General features: G+C 60.5%; 17 protein-coding genes and 1 tRNA gene. 14 read left to right on the forward strand and 4 right to left on the reverse strand.

Annotated features, from left to right (window positions below; all coding sequences use genetic code 11):
* The first annotated feature begins 7 nt into the window (after positions 1–7).
* Together LJE98_RS10930 and LJE98_RS10935 are read left to right on the forward strand one after the other, a co-directional pair.
* Positions 8–1192 carry a vWA domain-containing protein gene (locus LJE98_RS10930; protein ID WP_229575246.1) on the forward strand — a complete coding sequence of 395 codons (1185 nt, stop codon included), beginning with the start codon at positions 8–10 and terminating at the stop codon, positions 1190–1192.
* 46 nt (positions 1193–1238) lie between these two features.
* Positions 1239–2249, forward strand: coding sequence for an aldose epimerase family protein (locus LJE98_RS10935; protein WP_229575247.1), 1011 nt, complete (start codon positions 1239–1241; stop codon positions 2247–2249).
* 109 nt (positions 2250–2358) lie between these two features.
* Here the strand turns inward: LJE98_RS10935 and LJE98_RS10940 are convergent.
* Positions 2359–2433 (reverse strand) — tRNA-Gly (locus LJE98_RS10940).
* A gap of 273 nt (positions 2434–2706) precedes the next feature.
* Here LJE98_RS10940 and LJE98_RS10945 point away from each other — a divergent pair.
* From LJE98_RS10945 to LJE98_RS10960, 4 genes are all read left to right on the forward strand, one after another.
* Positions 2707–3210: a prolyl-tRNA synthetase associated domain-containing protein gene (locus LJE98_RS10945; protein ID WP_229575248.1), complete on the forward strand. Its 504-nt coding sequence runs from the start codon at positions 2707–2709 to the stop codon at positions 3208–3210.
* A gap of 64 nt (positions 3211–3274) precedes the next feature.
* Positions 3275–4249: a thioredoxin gene (gene trxA / locus LJE98_RS10950; RefSeq protein ID WP_229575249.1), complete on the forward strand. Its 975-nt coding sequence runs from the start codon at positions 3275–3277 to the stop codon at positions 4247–4249.
* An 85-nt stretch (positions 4250–4334) separates the two neighbouring features.
* Positions 4335–5012 (forward strand): LON peptidase substrate-binding domain-containing protein, encoded by a 678-nt coding sequence (locus tag LJE98_RS10955; protein WP_229575250.1) that lies wholly within the window; start codon positions 4335–4337, stop codon positions 5010–5012.
* A gap of 4 nt (positions 5013–5016) precedes the next feature.
* Complete coding sequence (locus LJE98_RS10960; protein WP_229575251.1) at positions 5017–5214, forward strand: Trm112 family protein; 198 nt, start codon at positions 5017–5019, stop codon at positions 5212–5214.
* A gap of 44 nt (positions 5215–5258) precedes the next feature.
* Here LJE98_RS10960 and LJE98_RS10965 read toward each other — a convergent pair whose 3' ends face one another.
* The gene (locus LJE98_RS10965) at positions 5259–6479 is read right to left on the reverse strand and encodes a ubiquinone biosynthesis hydroxylase (RefSeq protein WP_324255829.1); all 1221 of its coding nucleotides are present in this window, start codon (positions 6477–6479) and stop codon (positions 5259–5261) included.
* Between the two features lie 77 nt (positions 6480–6556).
* On the opposite strand from LJE98_RS10965, the gene tesB reads away from it, so the two are divergent.
* The 6 genes from tesB to LJE98_RS10995 all read left to right on the forward strand — a co-directional run bounded on the left by tesB (position 6557) and on the right by LJE98_RS10995 (position 13953).
* A complete protein-coding gene (gene tesB, locus LJE98_RS10970; RefSeq protein ID WP_229575253.1) occupies positions 6557–7441 on the forward strand; it encodes an acyl-CoA thioesterase II in 885 nt (294 codons plus the stop codon).
* Positions 7442–7656: 215 nt separating this feature from the next.
* On the forward strand, positions 7657–8007 hold the full coding sequence (locus tag LJE98_RS10975) for a P-II family nitrogen regulator (protein ID WP_162760140.1): 351 nt from the start codon (positions 7657–7659) through the stop codon (positions 8005–8007).
* A 27-nt stretch (positions 8008–8034) separates the two neighbouring features.
* Entirely contained in the window at positions 8035–9396 is a 1362-nt protein-coding gene (locus LJE98_RS10980) for an ammonium transporter (protein WP_229575254.1), read from the forward strand.
* A gap of 203 nt (positions 9397–9599) precedes the next feature.
* Positions 9600–12248 carry an FtsK/SpoIIIE family DNA translocase gene (locus LJE98_RS10985; protein ID WP_229575255.1) on the forward strand — a complete coding sequence of 883 codons (2649 nt, stop codon included), beginning with the start codon at positions 9600–9602 and terminating at the stop codon, positions 12246–12248.
* Positions 12249–12374: 126 nt separating this feature from the next.
* Complete coding sequence (locus LJE98_RS10990; RefSeq protein ID WP_229575256.1) at positions 12375–13031, forward strand: outer membrane lipoprotein carrier protein LolA; 657 nt, start codon at positions 12375–12377, stop codon at positions 13029–13031.
* A 115-nt stretch (positions 13032–13146) separates the two neighbouring features.
* Positions 13147–13953 carry an exodeoxyribonuclease III gene (locus LJE98_RS10995; RefSeq protein ID WP_229575257.1) on the forward strand — a complete coding sequence of 269 codons (807 nt, stop codon included), beginning with the start codon at positions 13147–13149 and terminating at the stop codon, positions 13951–13953.
* 21 nt (positions 13954–13974) lie between these two features.
* Here the strand turns inward: LJE98_RS10995 and LJE98_RS11000 are convergent, their stop codons facing one another.
* Both LJE98_RS11000 and LJE98_RS11005 read right to left on the reverse strand, forming a co-directional pair.
* Positions 13975–14430 (reverse strand): cyclic nucleotide-binding domain-containing protein, encoded by a 456-nt coding sequence (locus LJE98_RS11000; protein ID WP_229575258.1) that lies wholly within the window; start codon positions 14428–14430, stop codon positions 13975–13977.
* 126 nt (positions 14431–14556) lie between these two features.
* Entirely contained in the window at positions 14557–15240 is a 684-nt protein-coding gene (locus LJE98_RS11005) for a response regulator transcription factor (RefSeq protein WP_136559925.1), read from the reverse strand.
* 124 nt (positions 15241–15364) lie between these two features.
* On the opposite strand from LJE98_RS11005, the gene LJE98_RS11010 reads away from it, so the two are divergent.
* Together LJE98_RS11010 and LJE98_RS11015 are read left to right on the forward strand one after the other, a co-directional pair.
* Positions 15365–15922 carry a L,D-transpeptidase family protein gene (locus tag LJE98_RS11010; protein ID WP_229575259.1) on the forward strand — a complete coding sequence of 186 codons (558 nt, stop codon included), beginning with the start codon at positions 15365–15367 and terminating at the stop codon, positions 15920–15922.
* A gap of 156 nt (positions 15923–16078) precedes the next feature.
* Positions 16079–16909 carry an aldo/keto reductase gene (locus LJE98_RS11015; protein WP_229575260.1) on the forward strand — a complete coding sequence of 277 codons (831 nt, stop codon included), beginning with the start codon at positions 16079–16081 and terminating at the stop codon, positions 16907–16909.
* Positions 16910–17066 lie beyond the last annotated feature (157 nt).

The raw sequence follows: 17066 nt of genomic DNA on the forward strand, positions 1-17066 counted from the left end.
CTGATCGATGTTTCTGCCGTTTTTCCTGCGATTGAAAGAAGAGAAGGTTCCTGTGACGCTGCGGGAATACCTCGCTCTGCTGCAAGGCCTTCAGGCGGGCCTTGTCGATTTCGATCCGGATGGCTTCTACTATCTCGCCCGCACCACGCTGGTGAAGGACGAGCGTTTCATCGATCGTTTCGATCGGGTCTTTTCGGAGATTTTCGGCGGCATTTTCAGTGGAGATGCCAACAAGGGCATCGATGCGGGCATCATCCCGGAAGACTGGCTGCGCCGCCTCGGCGAGAAGCACCTCTCGGACGAAGACAAGAAGCTGATCGAGGCACTGGGCGGCTTCGAGAAGCTGATGGAGACCCTCAGGCAACGTCTCGCGGAGCAGAAGGAGCGCCACCAGGGCGGCAATAAGTGGATCGGCACGGCCGGCACGTCGCCCTTCGGCGCTTATGGCTACAATCCGGAAGGCGTGCGCATCGGCCAGAACGAAAGCCGGCACCGGAAAGCGGTGAAGGTCTGGGACCAGCGCGAGTTCCGCAATCTCGATGACCGCGTCGAATTGGGCACGCGCAACATCAAGGTGGCGCTGCGACGATTGCGCCGCTTCGTGCGCGAGGGAGCAGCAGAAGAGCTGGATCTCTCCGGCACGATCCGCTCGACCGCCGAACACGGCTATCTCGACGTGAAGACCCGGCCCGAACGGCGCAATGCCGTGAAGCTGCTGATGTTCTTCGACATCGGCGGCTCGATGGACGACCATGTCCGCGAGATCGAGGAGCTGTTCTCGGCCGCACGTTCCGAATTCCGGCACATGGAATATTTCTACTTCCACAACTGTCCATACGAGAAGGTCTGGAAGGACAACCAACGACGCCATGCAGATGCCATGGCGACCCTCGACGTCATCCGCACGTTCGGGCCGGACTACCGGCTGATCTTTGTCGGCGATGCGGCGATGAGCCCCTATGAGGTCACACATCCGGGCGGCTCGGTCGAGCACTGGAACGCCGAGAGTGGCGCGACCTGGCTGACGCGGCTCACAGATCACTTCCCGCGGCATCTCTGGATCAATCCCCTGCCGGAGACACGTTGGGACTATACGATGTCGGTGGGCTTGATTCGAAATCTGATTGGGAACCGAATGCATGCCCTGACGCTCGGTGGCCTGGAAGCCGCCGCACGCGAACTGGCACGGTGACCGCGAAACAGTAGACAACAATGAGACAAAGCGAGGAAACGACGCGATGACGAGGACTGTGTTCGGCGTGATGCCAACGGGAGACGCAGTGGAGAAAGTGGTCCTGAAGGGAGGCGGCCTGACCGCCTCGATCCTCACCTTCGGTGCTGTGTTGCAGGATCTGCGTCTCGAAGGTCACGACGCTCCTCTGGTGCTCGGCTTCGAAGATCTTGCCGGCTATCTCGATCATTCACCCTATTTCGGCGCGACACCCGGACGCTGTGCGAACCGGATAGGCGATGGCCGATTCACTCTTGATGGCGTCGATCATCAGCTTGAGCTCAACGAGCGCGGTGTCAGTCACCTTCATGGCGGCTCGGACGGCATGGGGCGCCGGAACTGGGTGATCCTCGAATTCGGCCCCGACGTCGTCCAGATGGAGATCACCGATCCGGACGGACGCGCCGGCTACCCGGGCACCACGCGCACCCGCGCCACCTTTGCACTCAAAGCCGGGGGTGTTTTCTCAGCCGTCTATGAAACGGTGACCGACAAGCCGACGATCGCCAATGTCTGTCACCACGCCTACTTCAATCTCGATGGCCGCCCCGACATTCTGGGTCATGACCTGATGATCGCCGCCGATCACTACACCCCTGTCGACGGCAGAATGATCCCGACAGGCGAAATCCGCCCGGTCGAAAACACGGCTTTCGACTTCCGCGAGATGCGGCCGATCCGCCTCGAAGTCGATGGCGCGCAACTCGGCTACGACCACAACTTCTGCTTCTCCAGCAGCCGCGTGGCCAAGCGCAGCGTTGCGCTGGCGCGCAGCGTCAATTCCGGCGTGACCATGGAGATCCTGACGACCGAACCGGGCGTTCAGTTCTATGCCGGCGGCAAGGTCGCTCCAGCCGTTCCTGGCCTCGAAGGCCGCCGCTACGGCGCCTTCGCCGGCTTCTGCATGGAAACGCAGGTCTGGCCGGACGCGATCAACCATCCGAACTTCCCGAACGCAGTTCTGCGCCCCGGTGAAGTGCTGCGCCAGGAAACGGACTACAACTTCTCGAAGGCGTGAGCCGAGGACCGCCGGCTGCGGGGAAACCTGCGGCCGGCAAAACATGCACGAAGCCAGCAGCGCCAGGACCGCGGCGCATGATTCCAAAATGTCTCTTGTGGAGAAAGAATGGAGCGGGTGAAGCGATTCGAACGCTCGACCCCAACCTTGGCAAGGTTGTGCTCTACCCCTGAGCTACACCCGCTCATAACCTCGATCCTGGGGTAGTGTCTGGATCGTGGGCCGTCCGTCTTGCGGCGACGGGCGCTATATGGCCCAACCGATTTTCAAATGCAACAGGGAAATGACGGATCGGCGCGAAAAAAATTCAACCGCGGTACAAGAGACTGAGAAAGCTCACCTTTTCCGGGGTTTTCGGCTGCAGGAAAGATTGCAGTTTGTCGGTCTTGGGCCTATCGCTCGAAGGAAATTCCGGTACAGGATCGGACCAATCGACAGACAATCGAAGCGGGGCCCCATGACGACGCCGAAAACACCAGACGATCTCTTCCGTTTCCTGGATGATTTGGGAATAGCGCACAAGACGAAGAGCCATCCGCCGGTCTTCACGGTGGCGGAATCGGTTTCGCTGCGTGACGAGATCCCAGGCGGCCACACGAAGAACCTCTTCGTGAAGGACAAGAAGGACAACTTCTTCCTGCTGACGGTCGAAGAAAATGCCGCGGTCGATCTGAAAACCGTACACACGATCATCGACGCCGCGAGCAAGGTATCCTTCGGCAAGCCGGAAAAGCTGATGGAATATCTGGGCGTTGCGCCCGGCTCGGTGACCGCCTTCGGCGCGATCAACGACACTGGCCGGAACGTCACATTTGTTCTCGACGAGGCCCTGATGCAACACGACATCATCAATTGTCACCCGCTCTCCAACGATGCGACGACGTCGATTGGCCGTGAAGACCTGATCCGCTTCATGGCAGCGACCGGCCACACGCCGCTTGTCTTGAAAGTCACGGCCTGACATACGATCTTATCGGCAAGGACGGCGGCCGCGCGAAGGCTGCGAAACAGGCGGGAGATGCACGATGAGCGAATACGGCAACCCTTACGGCGGCTATGGCAACCAGACCATGACAGCCAAGGCCCAGTTCAATGGCGCTCCTGAAGGTTCCGCGCCGGCCGCAGATCTGATCAAGGACACAACGACGGCGAATTTCGCCCGCGACGTGATGGACGAATCCCGCAACCAGCCGGTTCTGGTCGATTTCTGGGCCCCTTGGTGCGGTCCCTGCAAGCAGTTGACCCCGATCATCGAGAAGGCCGTCAACGAGGCTGGCGGGCGCGTCAAGCTGGTCAAGATGAACATTGACGACCATCCGTCCGTTGCCGGACAGCTCGGCATCCAGTCGATTCCGGCTGTGGTCGCATTCGTCGACGGACGTCCGGCGGACGGTTTCATGGGAGCGCTGCCCGAGAGCCAGGTCAAGGCCTTCATCGACAAGGTGGCGGGCCCCGCCGGTGCCGACCAGGCCGCCGAGATCGCGGCAGTCCTGGAGGAAGCCTCCGGCCTGCTCTCGACCGGCGACATTGATGGCGCAGCGCAGCTTTTCGCCGCCATTCTGCAGGCGGACCCGGACAATACCCGGGCGATTGCCGGCCTCGCAGACTGCATGATCGGCGCCAACCAGCATCAGCGGGCGCGCGAACTGCTGACCCAGATGCCCGAGGAACTCGCCAAGGCACCGGAAGTCCAGGCGCTGCTGAAGCGGCTCGACCAGATTGATGAGGCTCGCAAGCTGGGCGACCCTGTGGCACTTGAGCACACGCTGTCTCTTAATCCCGACGATCACGAGTCGCGCACGAAACTGGCCAAGATCCGCAATGTCGAAGGACGTCGCGAGGAGGCAGCCGAGCATTTGCTTCTGATCATGAAGCGTGATCGGACTTTCGACGACGATGGCGCGCGCAAGCAGCTGCTGCAATTCTTCGAAGTTTGGGGTCCCACGGACCCGGCAACGGTCATGGCGCGGCGCAAGCTGTCTTCGATCCTTTTTTCGTGAGCCGCCTCCGGCCTTGAGTTTTGGTCGGCGCGACCCAGATAGAAGAAGGAATGAACACCGGATCTTCCGGACAGGATGTGCTTCGATGCAAGTGGGAAATGCCCGATATCTGACGGCCGAGGACCTCCCAGAGACGGTCCCGGTCTTTCCAATCTCCGGCGTGCTGTTGCTCCCCGGCGGACAACTCCCACTGAACATCTTCGAGCCGCGCTATCTGGCAATGTTCGATGCGGCGATGGCTGGCAACCGCCTCATAGGGATGATTCAACCTGCCATGACAGAAGTGCATGCCAATATCCTGCCTGAACGTCCGCACCTGGCGCCGGTCGGCTGCCTGGGGCGTGTGACATCCTTCACAGAGACAGGCGACGGCCGCTACATCATTTCACTCGCCGGCGTCTGCCGTTTCAGGCTCATGGACGAGGTGACGACCAGCAAACCGTTCCGGAGTTTCCATATCGCACCCTTCGTTGCCGATCTCTCCACCGCAGACGACGAGGTGCAAGTGGATCGAGCTGGCCTGCTGGCCGCTTTCAAGGCCTATCTCGAAGCCAACAAGCTGGAAGCGGATTGGGAGAGTGTCGAGCGCGCATCGAACCTGACCTTGGTGAATTCGCTCTCAATGATGTCCCCCTTCGGGCCACCGGAGAAGCAGGCGCTGCTCGAGGCGCCCGACTTGAAGACACGTGCCGAAACCCTGATCGCCATTACCGAAATCGTGCTCGCCCGAACATTCGGCGATGGCGACACCATGTTGCAGTGACCGGATGGCCGACAATCCAACCAGCCTCGTCGACCCCAAGATGCTCGAACTTCTGGTGTGCCCGCTGACGCAGGGCACCCTCAAATGGGATCGCGACAAGAACGAACTCGTCTCGGAAAAAGCGAGACTGGCTTATCCGATCCGCGACGGGATCCCGATCATGCTGGTGTCGGAAGCACGCAAGCTCGAAATGCCGGCCTGAGACGGGCCCTGCTCGCGATTTTGTTCAAATCCAGACCGCGCGGGTCAGATGCTCTGGCCGCCCAGCAGGCGTGGTCGGTCTCGACCGGACGTTCCCGCCGCTTCGCGGATGAAATAGCTTTTCAACGCCGGAATACGATCGACGACGCCCAGCCCGAAGTCACGCATGACGCGGATCGGCGTCATGTCGTTGGAGAACAGTCGGTTGAGCACGTCTGTCGTCACCCCCATGCGGAACGTGTCGAATCGGCGCCAGATCTGATAGCGCTCGAGCACGTTGACGGATCCGATATCGAGTCCCAGGCGGTCTGCCTCGACAACCGTTTCGGCGAGTGCGGCGACGTCCTTGAAACCAAGGTTGAGCCCCTGCCCGGATATGGGATGGATGCCATGGGCCGCATCACCGGCGAGCGCCAGCCGGGGCGCGACGAACGCACGGGCAAGCGTCAGGCCAAGGGGAAACGCACGGCGATCCTGGGTGGCGCGGATGGCCCCGAGCTTGTGCCCGAAGCGGCGTTCGAGTTCCGCTTCGAAGACAAGGTCGTCGGAAGCAACGAGCCTGTCGGCAACCTCGGTGGGTTCCGTCCAGACGAGCGACGAGCGGTTGCCCTTGAGCGGCAGGATGGCGAAGGGGCCAGCCGGGAGAAAGTGCTCCTCGGCAACGCCCTGATGCGGGCGCTCATGTTCGACGGTCGTGACTATGCCGGACTGGCCATATTGCCATGTCACAGTCTTGATGCCGGCGAGATCGCGCAGCTTGGAGCGCACCCCGTCACAGGCAACGACGAGCCGCGATGACATGACGCTGCCATCGGAAAGCGTCAGCTCGGCGCTCGGGCCCGTATCGCGGAAACCGGTGGCGCGCAGCCCGTGACGGATCGTGATCCCGCGCTCAGCGCAAGCGTCCCTCAAGGCCGCAACCATGCTGACATTCGGGATCATGTGGGCAAAGGGACGGCCATCCTCGATAGCACCGTCGAAGGTCAGGAAGACCGGACGCACAGGATCAGACGTCTTGGAATCCGTGACGATCATCCGGTTGATCGGCTGGGCATCCGGCTCGATCCGATCCCAGAGGCCGAAAACATCCAGCATCTTGGTAGCGGAAGCGATGATCGCGGACGCCCGCAGATCCTTTTTCCAGGCCTCCTCGGGTGCAGCCTCCACGACTTCGATCGCAAGGTGGGGCGCGGCCTGCTTCATGGCAACGGCTGCGGAGAGACCGACATAGCCACCGCCGACGACGAGCACATCCAGCATGGCGATTTCCTTTGTTATTGTAGACCTGACGACACCTATATAGATCAGCCTTGAACGGGTGCCTATAAGCGGAGCAATGCATTATGTCGCAGCCAGTTGGACAGACCAAACCCATGCAGGACCTGATCGAGCGTCTCGATCTTGAAAAGCTGGAGGAAAACCTGTTTCGCGGAAGCAGCCCGCAAAACGGCTGGCAACGGGTCTTTGGCGGCCTGGTGATTGCGCAGGCGCTGATCGCGGCGCAACGCTGCGTCGATCCGGACCGCATCGTCCATTCGCTGCATGCCTACTTCATGCGCCCTGGCGATCCGTCAATTCCGATCGTCTATCAGGTCGAACGCATCCGGGACGGGTCTTCCTTCACCACTCGCCGGGTGGTCGCGATCCAGCATGGAAAGGCAATCTTTTCGATGTCGGCGTCCTTCCAGGTCGAAGAACCCGGCTTTGACCATCAGGTGACGATCCCCGATGTTCCCGCACCAGAGACCCTGATGGGTGAAGCCGAATTCCGCGCCGCCTTCCTCGCCCAGGCTCCCGATACGGTAAAGAAATATTGGGGTCGGGAACGCCCGATCGAGATCCGCCCGACGTCCCTCACGCATTATATGTCACGGGAGAAGCTGGAGCCCGAAGCCCATATATGGGTGCGCGCTTCGGGATTGGTGCCGAATGACCGGCACCTCCAGACCGCGATCCTCGCCTATCTCTCGGATATGACCTTGCTCGACACCTCGCTTTATGCCCACGGCACCTCGATCTTCGATCCGGAGCTACAGGTTGCGAGCCTCGACCATGCTATGTGGTTTCACAGACCCTGCAGGCTGGACGACTGGCTGCTTTACACCCAGGACAGCCCTAGCGCCGCCGGTGCGCGCGGCATGACCCGTGGGAGCATATTCACCCGAGACGGGAGGCTTGTTGCGTCGGTCGCTCAGGAGGGCCTGATCCGCAAACGGGCAAATGACTAAAAAGCTATCATTTTCACTTTTCTGCTCATTTTTTATGCGCACATTGCGCATTCATTTGCCCGTTAATTAGCTCCACTTTTCAGACCCTTTACATTTCAATAACTTATAGAGAATTTTGAATCTGGCACGCCTTTTGAATGTTACTCGTCAGTCGCTGCGCGAAAGTTCCTGCCGGCGGCAAGGAGAGTCGGCTCCGAGCCGAGGACAAGCAAAGGATGGGAAACCAGATGAAGATTGTGATGGCTATCATCAAGCCGTTCAAGCTGGACGAGGTACGCGAAGCCTTGACGGCTGTGGGGATCCAGGGCCTGACCGTGACCGAGGTCAAGGGCTATGGTCGCCAGAAGGGGCACACTGAAATCTATCGCGGCACCGAATACGCCGTCAGCTTTCTGCCGAAACTGAAGATCGAGATCGCCGTCTCGTCCGAACTCGCCGACAAGGCCGTCGAAGCGATCGCTTCTGCTGCCAAGACCGGCCAGATCGGCGATGGCAAGATCTTTGTCTACTCGATCGACCAGGCTGTGCGGATCCGCACTGGCGAAACCAATACCGAAGCTCTGTAAGAACGGCTGTTAGGGGAGTTGTTACTGATGTCATTTGCCAAGTTGAATTCCAATCTCGTGCGCCTTGGCGCCGCGTCGGCAGGCCTGCTGGCGCCGGTTCTCGCCTACGCACAGGAAACCGCGCCGGCGGCTGCGGAAGCAGTTGCCGCCGCACCGGTTCCGGACAAGGGCGATACCGCCTTCATGTTCCTCTGCACGATCCTCGTGCTCTTCATGCTCATTCCGGGTCTGGCCCTGTTCTATGGCGGCCTGGTTCGCGCCAAGAACATGCTTTCCGTTCTCATGCAGTGCACGGTCATCGGCTCGACCATCATGCTCGCATGGGTCATCTACGGCTATTCCTTCGCCTTCGGCGGCTCGGAAAGCGCTTTCTTCGGCGGCTTCGCGAAGCTGTTCCTTTCCGGCGTCACGCCGGACAGCACTGCGGCAACCTTCTCTGACGCGGTCATTCCGGAATACATCTTCATCATGTTCCAGATGACGTTTGCCGCCATCACCCCGGCACTCATCGTCGGCGCCTTTGCAGAACGCATCAAGTTTTCCGCATCGGTTCTCTTCTGCCTGCTCTGGGTCACCTTGGTCTACTTCCCCATCGCCCACATGGTCTGGGATGCCAACGGCCTGCTCTTCGGCTGGGGCGCACTCGACTTCGCCGGTGGCACCGTCGTCCACATCAATGCCGGCGTCGCGGGTCTGATCGGCGCCATCATGCTCGGCAAGCGCACGGGCTATGGCAAGGATATGATGGCTCCGCACTCCATGACCCTCACCCTGGTCGGCGCGGCCATGCTCTGGGTCGGCTGGTTCGGCTTCAATGCCGGTTCCAACCTGGAAGCCAGCGGCGGCGCGATGCTCGCGACCGTGAACACCTTCGTCGCAACCGCAGCAGCCGTCGTCTCCTGGTGCCTGGTTGAAACCTTCACCCGCGGCAAGGCTTCCATGCTCGGCGCAGCATCGGGCATGATCTCCGGACTCGTGGCCATCACTCCGGCTGCCGGCATCGCTGGCCCGATGGGCGCAATCGTCATGGGCCTCATGGTATCGCCGCTGTGCTACTTCTTCGTCGCCGTCGTGAAGAACAAGTTCGGATACGACGATACCGCTGACGTCTTCGGTGTCCACGGCATCGGCGGCCTCTTCGGCGCCGTCGCCACCGGCGTCTTCGCATCGGCGTCGCTCGGCGGCATCGGCTACGCTGACGGCGTGACCATGGGTGGCCAGGTCATGACCCAGATTTACGCAGTCGTTGTCACCCTCCTGTGGTGCGGTATCGGCTCCTTCATCCTCTACAAGATCGTCGACATGGTGGTTGGCCTGCGCGTCACGGTCGAAGCCGAACGCGAAGGTCTCGACCTCGCCTCGCACGGCGAAGCCGCCTACCACAGCTGAGGTCCTTCGGGATCTCCAACGAAAAAATGCGGCAGCGCCCGGGTCTCATAGCCCGGGCGTTTTTTTGTCGAATGACTTGGGGGAGACCACCCCCGCCATGGTTAATGCGCCATTAACCCTCCATCCTGTAGGGTGCCAGGTGGCGATCCCGGTCCACACCGGGAGTCCGAAAGCATCCCAGCAACAGGACGGACAGATATTCCATGAGCAGAGGCCATTCCGCAGCACTTCCGGAGCATTCCACCCGCTCCGCGTTGTCAGCGTTCCTGTTCCGACAGCTTTTCGTTCTGAGCGGCTTTGCAATCTTTCTGTTGCTGATCCTTGCCGTCGCGGCATTGGCGACCTGGAACGTTTCTGACCCCAGCCTCTCCTATGCGACGGACAATCCGCCGACCAATATTCTCGGGCTGCCGGGCGCGGTCTTTGCCGACCTGATGATGCAGTTCTTCGGTCTTGGCAGTCTTCTTGCCTTGCTCCCGGTACTCGCCTGGTCCTTCGCGCTGATTGGCGGACGCCGGTTGAGCCGCATTCCCGCGCGTCTCGGCGCCTGGGTCGTAGGCGCCCTGGTTGCGGCAGCCGCAGTCGGCTGCTTTCCACCGCCCACCACCTGGCCCCTGCCGAGCGGCACGGGCGGTGTACTTGGTGACCTGATCCTGCGCTTTCCGGCACTCTTCATCGGCGCATATCCGACGTCGACTTTCGCCATGGTACTCGGCTGCATTCTGGCAGTGCCGGCAGCGTGGATCATGCTGTTTGCAGCTGGCATCCTCGGCAAACCGGCCGAAACCCTGGACGACGAAGAGCCGGTCGCTCCGATCGCACGCAGCAAGCCGAAAACGCCCGCCATCGCCGAAGATGACGAGGAGGACGAACGAGGGGGCCCAATCGCCTTGATGATGGGGGCCGTCGCTCACAACTGGTATACGACACGGGCCCGTGTGCGCCGGCTGTTCGGACTGAAGGCGAGCGAACGTCGGGACCGCAATTTCGAACAGCCCTATGATTTCAACGATGATGAATTCGGCACCCTGAACGAGCCGGCTCGGGCAAAGGCACCGCCGCTCAGTGCCCGCGTTGAACCATCGCTGGATGGGGCAGGCATCCGCTCGCCGGGCCGATCGATTGTCTCGCCCCCGCCGATGTCGGCGGGAAGCTTCGACGACGAGGATGACGATTACGATCTCGACGATATTCCGCGCCCGGCTGGCATTCTGCCGGACGATGGCATGCGTTCGGCAGCGGTACGCGCGACCGGATCGCCGCGCGTGGTAGCCCCAGCCGCCCGGCCAAAGCCCGGGGCCCGGGTCGATCGCGATGCCCAGGGGTCGCTGCTGCGTCCTGAAGGCTTCCAGCTACCCTCGGTCCATCTTCTCGCCGAGCCGCGAGCCGTGGCACGCGACGCGACGCTGTCTGCCGATGCTCTCGAACACAATGCCCGCCTGCTTGAAGGCGTCCTCGACGACTTCGGGGTGAAGGGCGAAATCATCCATGTCCGCCCGGGTCCCGTCGTCACGCTCTATGAATTGGAACCGGCACCGGGCATCAAATCCTCCCGCGTCATCGGCCTCGCAGATGACATAGCCAGGTCGATGAGCGCGATCGCGGCGCGCGTCGCTGTCGTCCCCGGCCGAAATGCGATCGGCATCGAGCTGCCGAACCAGACCCGCGAGACAGTCTATCTGCGCGAGCTCATCGGCTCCCGCGACTTCGACGGCAACAAGGCGAAGCTCGCCATGGCGCTCGGCAAGACGATTGGCGGCGAACCGGTCATTGCCGACCTCGCCAAGATGCCACACCTGCTTGTCGCGGGTACCACCGGCTCGGGTAAGTCGGTGGCGATCAACACCATGATCCTGTCACTTCTCTACAAGATGACACCGGAGCAGTGCCGGCTGATCATGATCGATCCGAAGATGCTCGAACTCTCCGTTTACGATGGTATCCCGCATCTGCTTTCTCCGGTCGTAACAGATCCGAAGAAGGCCGTGGTGGCGCTCAAATGGACCGTCCGGGAGATGGAAGAGCGCTACAAGAAGATGTCGAAGATTGGCGTTCGCAACATCGACGGCTTCAACGCGCGTGTCGCACAGGCGCTCGAAAAGGGTGAGGTTCTGACCCGCACCGTCCAGACTGGATTCGACCGCCAGACCGGCGAGGCGATCTATGAAACGGAAGAATTCGACTTGCAGCCCCTGCCCTATATCGTCGTGATCATCGACGAGATGGCAGACCTGATGATGGTCGCCGGCAAGGATATCGAAGGCGCAGTACAGCGTCTGGCCCAGATGGCGCGTGCGGCCGGCATCCATGTCATCATGGCAACCCAGCGCCCGTCGGTCGACGTCATCACCGGCACGATCAAGGCCAACTTCCCGACCCGCATCTCCTTCCAGGTGACCTCGAAGATCGACAGCCGCACGATCCTGGGCGAACAAGGTGCAGAACAACTTCTCGGCATGGGCGACATGCTCTACATGGCCGGCGGCGGTCGCATACAGCGTGTCCACGGACCCTTCGTATCCGATCATGAGGTCGAGGAGATCGTTGCCTATCTGAAGACGCAGGGATCGCCGCAATATCTGGAAGCGATTACTGTCGATGACGATGAAGACGGGGAAGATGGCGGTGGACCCGCCGGCGCCGGCAATCTGGGCGAGTCCGATGATCCCTATGACCAGGCTGTTTCCATCGTCCTGCGTGACGGCAAGGCTTCGACTTCCTACGTCCAGCGTCGTCTCGGCATCGGCTATAACAGGGCCGCTTCGCTGATCGAACGCATGGAAAAGGAAGGCATCATCGGCCCTGCAAACCACGCCGGAAAACGTGAAATCCTGGTGCCGACCGAAGAGTAGCGATTGTCCCGGTTCCACGAGGGAACAACAGCGCCTCGAGACGAGTTGCCGCAGCGGCACTGACCTTCATGGTCATGAAGCCGCCGCCTTTTTCGGCGAGACCGTGAGCATATGAAGGAGTACCGCATGATTGACAAAACCGAACGCGATGCCCGGATGCCGGTGATGGCAAGCCGCCGCCAGTTCGTCCTTGGGACCGCGGCCCTGATGGCTTGCGCGGCCATGCCTTTTCCAAGCTTCGCGGCCACCAGCGCAGCCCAGCAGATCGCCGACCACTTCTCCAGCGTCAGGACAATGATGGGCGAATTCGTCCAGTTTGGCCCACGCGGCGAACAGACAGGAGGCAAGTTCTTCATCGAGCGTCCCGGCAAGCTGCGCTTCAACTATGAGAAGCCGTCTCCGATGCGCGTGATCTCGGATGGCAAGAACGTTGTCATCGGAAACACGAAGCTCAAGACCTGGGATCTCTACCCGCTCAACAAGACGCCGCTCAGCCTCTTGCTCTCCGAGCGCATCGATCTCGGCAATCAGATGGTTCGCGATGTGAAGCAGGAAGCCGACCTCACCACGATCGTGCTCGGCGACCGCACCATTTTCGGCGATTCGACCATCACGCTGATGTTTGACCCGAAGAGCTTCGAGCTTCGCCAGTGGACGATCACCGATGTCCAGAAGAAGGACACCTCGGTGATGATCTTCAACGTCCAGAATGGCGTCCAGTTCGATCCGAGTGTCTTCGAGATCCCCTACGCCGAAGTGCATGGCCAGAAGCGCGGCGGCTGAAAAAGTCGGTTCGAATTGTGGAGAAGGCGGCGGACCGGAGAGGTGTTGCCGCCTTTTTCTGTTCATGCGTCGCGAAATCGCCTAAACACGCGGGAGTATTCGCAAGGCAGCCGCAATGACACTCTCGATCACCACCTGGAACATCAATTCGGTACGCCTGCGCCTGCCGATCGTTCAGGATTTTCTTCGGCAGGAGAACCCGGACATCCTGTGTCTGCAGGAGATCAAGTGCCAGAATGACCAATTCCCGGCCGCCGAGATCGCGGCCCTCGGCTATTCCAACATCGTCATTCACGGCCAGAAGGGTTACCACGGGGTGGCGATCTGCTCGAAACTGCCGCTGACGGAAGACCACCGCCGGGACTATTGCGGCGTTGGAGACAGCCGCCACATCTCGGCGATCTTCGAATGGGCCGGACGACGGATCCGCCTGCACAATTTCTACGTTCCCGCCGGCGGTGACGAGCCAAACCGTGACGTGAACCCGAAATTCGGACACAAGCTGGATTTCATCGAGGAAATGAAGACCCTTTCGGCAGAGGCGGAACCAGATACCGGCTCGATCCTCGTCGGCGATCTCAACATCGCGCCGCTCGAGCATGACGTCTGGTCTCACAAGCAGATGCTCAAGATCATCAGCCATACGCCAGTCGAGACCGAAGGGTTGCTGGACGTCATGCAGCAGGGCAGGTGGGTGGATCTCATGCGCCAGCACGTGCCTGAGACGGAAAAGCTCTACACATGGTGGAGCTACCGCGCGAAGGACTGGGCGGCTGCCGACCGGGGCCGGCGCCTCGATCACATCTGGTCCTCGAACGATCTGGCTCCGCTCTTGCAGGACATTGCCGTGTTGAAGGAAGCCAGAGGCTGGACACAACCTTCCGACCACGTGCCGGTGACTGCCCGCTTCAAAGCCCCATAGCCTGCAATGGAAAATATCTGCCTAGCTGAAGCGGGGAGCCAGCGCGCCTGCGCCCTCGATCAGGGAAGCCAGTGACTGCTTGATGCGGCCTTCGACCTGACGCGCCATTTGCGGGTATTCCTCGAGCAATCGATGAAACAACGCGCGCGTGATGCGGATGACATCGACATCCACCGCTGCGACGGCCGTATATTTTCGCTCGACCATTGTCACGAGCGCGAGCTCCGACAGCATGACGCCGGGTCCGACGCGCGTCTCCAGATGCGGCTTGCCATCCCGTCCGATCACATAAAGCTCGATCTCGCCGCGCGCGACCACATAGGCACATTCGGCTGGCGCCTTTTCGCGGAAGAGCGCTTGCCCAGCAGCAACCTGCCGATGCTCCGCACCGAATGCAATGAGCCTGAGCTGGTCATTGTCGAGGCCTGAGAACAACGGCAAGGCAGCCAGTAGCTCGATATCATCGCTCAGTGCCATTGCGTGTTTCCCCTGCTGCGCATGGGCTGTTGATGAGCCCACAGACTGAAAGCCATAACGCAAAACGGGGTGAGTGACGACCCGCTGGTCATCCTCATCCCCGGTCTCGTAAGGGGGCTGGAACGGTCAGGGAACGATCTTGTATCCGCCGTTTTCCGTCACCAGAATTTCTGCATTCGACGGATCGCGTTCGATCTTCTGGCGCAGGCGATAGACATGCGTTTCCAGCGTATGAGTGGTGACACCGGAATTGTAGCCCCACACTTCTTCGAGCAGGACGTCACGCGTAACGACCTTCTGACCGGCACGGTAGAGATAGCGGATGATCGCCGATTCCTTTTCGGTGAGCCGAATCTTCTTACCGTCCTCGGTGGTCAGCAGCTTCTGACTCGGCTTGAAAAGATAGGGACCGACACCGAACGTTGCGTCTTCGCTCTGCTCGAACTGACGCAACTGCGCACGAATACGGGCGAGCAGGACGGCAAAGCGGAACGGCTTCGTCACATAGTCGTTTGCGCCGGCTTCGAGACCGAGAATCGTATCGGAATCCGTGTCATGCCCGGTCAGCATGATGACTGGAGACTTGAACCCACCTTTGCGCAGGAGCTTGACGGCCTCACGACCATCCATGTCCGGCAGGCCAACGTCCATGATCATGAGATCGACCTGAGCCGACTTTGCAGTCTGCATGGCACGGGTAGCGTTGCTTTCCTGAAGGATCGAAAACTCCTCGTAGAGCGAGAGCTGCTCGACCAGGATCTGCCTCAGATCATCGTCATCATCCACCAGCAGAATGGTCCGCGTCGTCATCCGTCATCCTTCCAGAATGGTCAATCGGTGGGGCCTTGCTGCCCTCTTGCACCGCATGTAAGCCTTACTCGCAGCTCTTTAAGGGCCAAGAATACAACAATATTCACGAACAAGGCAAAAAGTCGTGACCAAGAGGCCAAAAGCGCGCCCAAAGTCCTCCAGTACTCTCGCTCGACTGATCGTTCGGCCAGCCCCGCGCGACCAGAGGCGAGCTATCCTGCAAGCGGGACCACTGACACTTGCCGCCGCCTTGGGACGTAGTGGACGCACGAGCCGCAAAAGGGAGGGCGACGGAGCAACGCCGATTTCCGTGATGCCTATACTCTCTGCCTATCGACGGGGTGACAGCGGCCTATGGCCTGCCACGCGGCTTCCCATGCGCCGGACCCAGCCGAACATGCTCTGGTGCGACGCCGTCAGCGACGCGAACTACAATCGCCCCGTTCGGTCTCCCTTCACGCCGAGCCATGAAAAGCTTCAGCGCGAAGACGAGCTCTATGACATCTGCATCGTCCTCGACTGGAACCTGCGCCAGCGAAAGCGTGGATGCGGTTCGGCAATCTTCTTTCACATCGCAAGACCGGGTTATAGCCCGACAGAAGGCTGCGTGGCGATCAGCCCCCGCGACATGCGCCGTCTCTTGCCACATCTCGGACGGAAGACCGTGCTTCAGGTTCTCTGACGACGCTTTCAGGGATTTTGAGAATGGTTCCTCTTTCATCATCCTGCAGCCGGCCTACATACCAAAAAGCGATCAGCGCTCCATGCGCTACTTCGTCCCCATCATCGATTTCGCGCACCGCGCCCCTACCTTTCCCGATCCGGAGTATATCGAAAAATGACTGATCAAACTCAAATCGCTTTGAACGACGGCGCTCGCATTCCCCAGGTGGGCCTCGGCGTTTGGCAGACCCCGAACGACGAGGCGGCACCGGCCGTCAAGGCTGCTCTCGACGCAGGTTACCGCCATATTGACACAGCCGCCGTATACGAGAACGAGGAAGGTGTCGGCGAAGGAATCCGCCAATCCGGCACGGCGCGCTCGGACATTTTCCTGACGACGAAGCTCTGGAACACCGAGCAGGGCTATGACCAGACCCTGAGGGCCTTTGATGCGAGCCTGAAGCGGTTGGGAACCGACTACGTCGATCTCTATCTCATCCATTGGCCGTCGGCGCATCGCGAACTCTTCGTCGACACCTGGAAGGCCTTCGTCAAGCTGCAGGAGGAAGGGCGCGCGAAGTCCATGGGCGTGTCGAACTTTTGTCCCGAGCATATCGAAAGGATCGTCGCCGAAACGGGCGTTGTCCCGGTCATCAACCAGATCGAACTGCACCCGGACTTCCAGCAACGCGAAACGCGGGCCTTTCACGAGAAACACAAGATCGTGACGCAGTCGTGGAGCCCCTTGGGGCAGGGCAAGCTGCTTGGGCATCCCGTGATTGCAGAAATGGCGAGCAGGCTCGGCCGGACGCCGGCCCAGGTGATCATCCGCTGGCACATCGACAATGGCCTCGTGGTCATTCCGAAATCAGTCACGCCGTCGCGCATCGTCGAAAATTTCAACGTTTTCGATTTCAAGATTTCGGCAGAAGACATGAAAATATTGAACGCGCTGGACGATGCAGGTGCACGCATTGGTCCGGATCCGATGACCGCCAGCTTCTGATTCACGTGTGACATGACTGCATGGGCCGCATCCGACCTCGGATGCGGTCCAGACAAGCGCCTGACCAGCCTCTGCTGTAATGAAAATTGCGGATGCGCCTTGACGCGCGGCCGGCGGTCCTTGCCAGCACGGAACAAGATGTGACAGTCTGCCCTGC

The organism is Rhizobium sp. 'Codium 1' (assembly GCF_020889605.1).
GTDB classification, from domain to species: domain Bacteria; phylum Pseudomonadota; class Alphaproteobacteria; order Rhizobiales; family Rhizobiaceae; genus Allorhizobium; species Allorhizobium algae.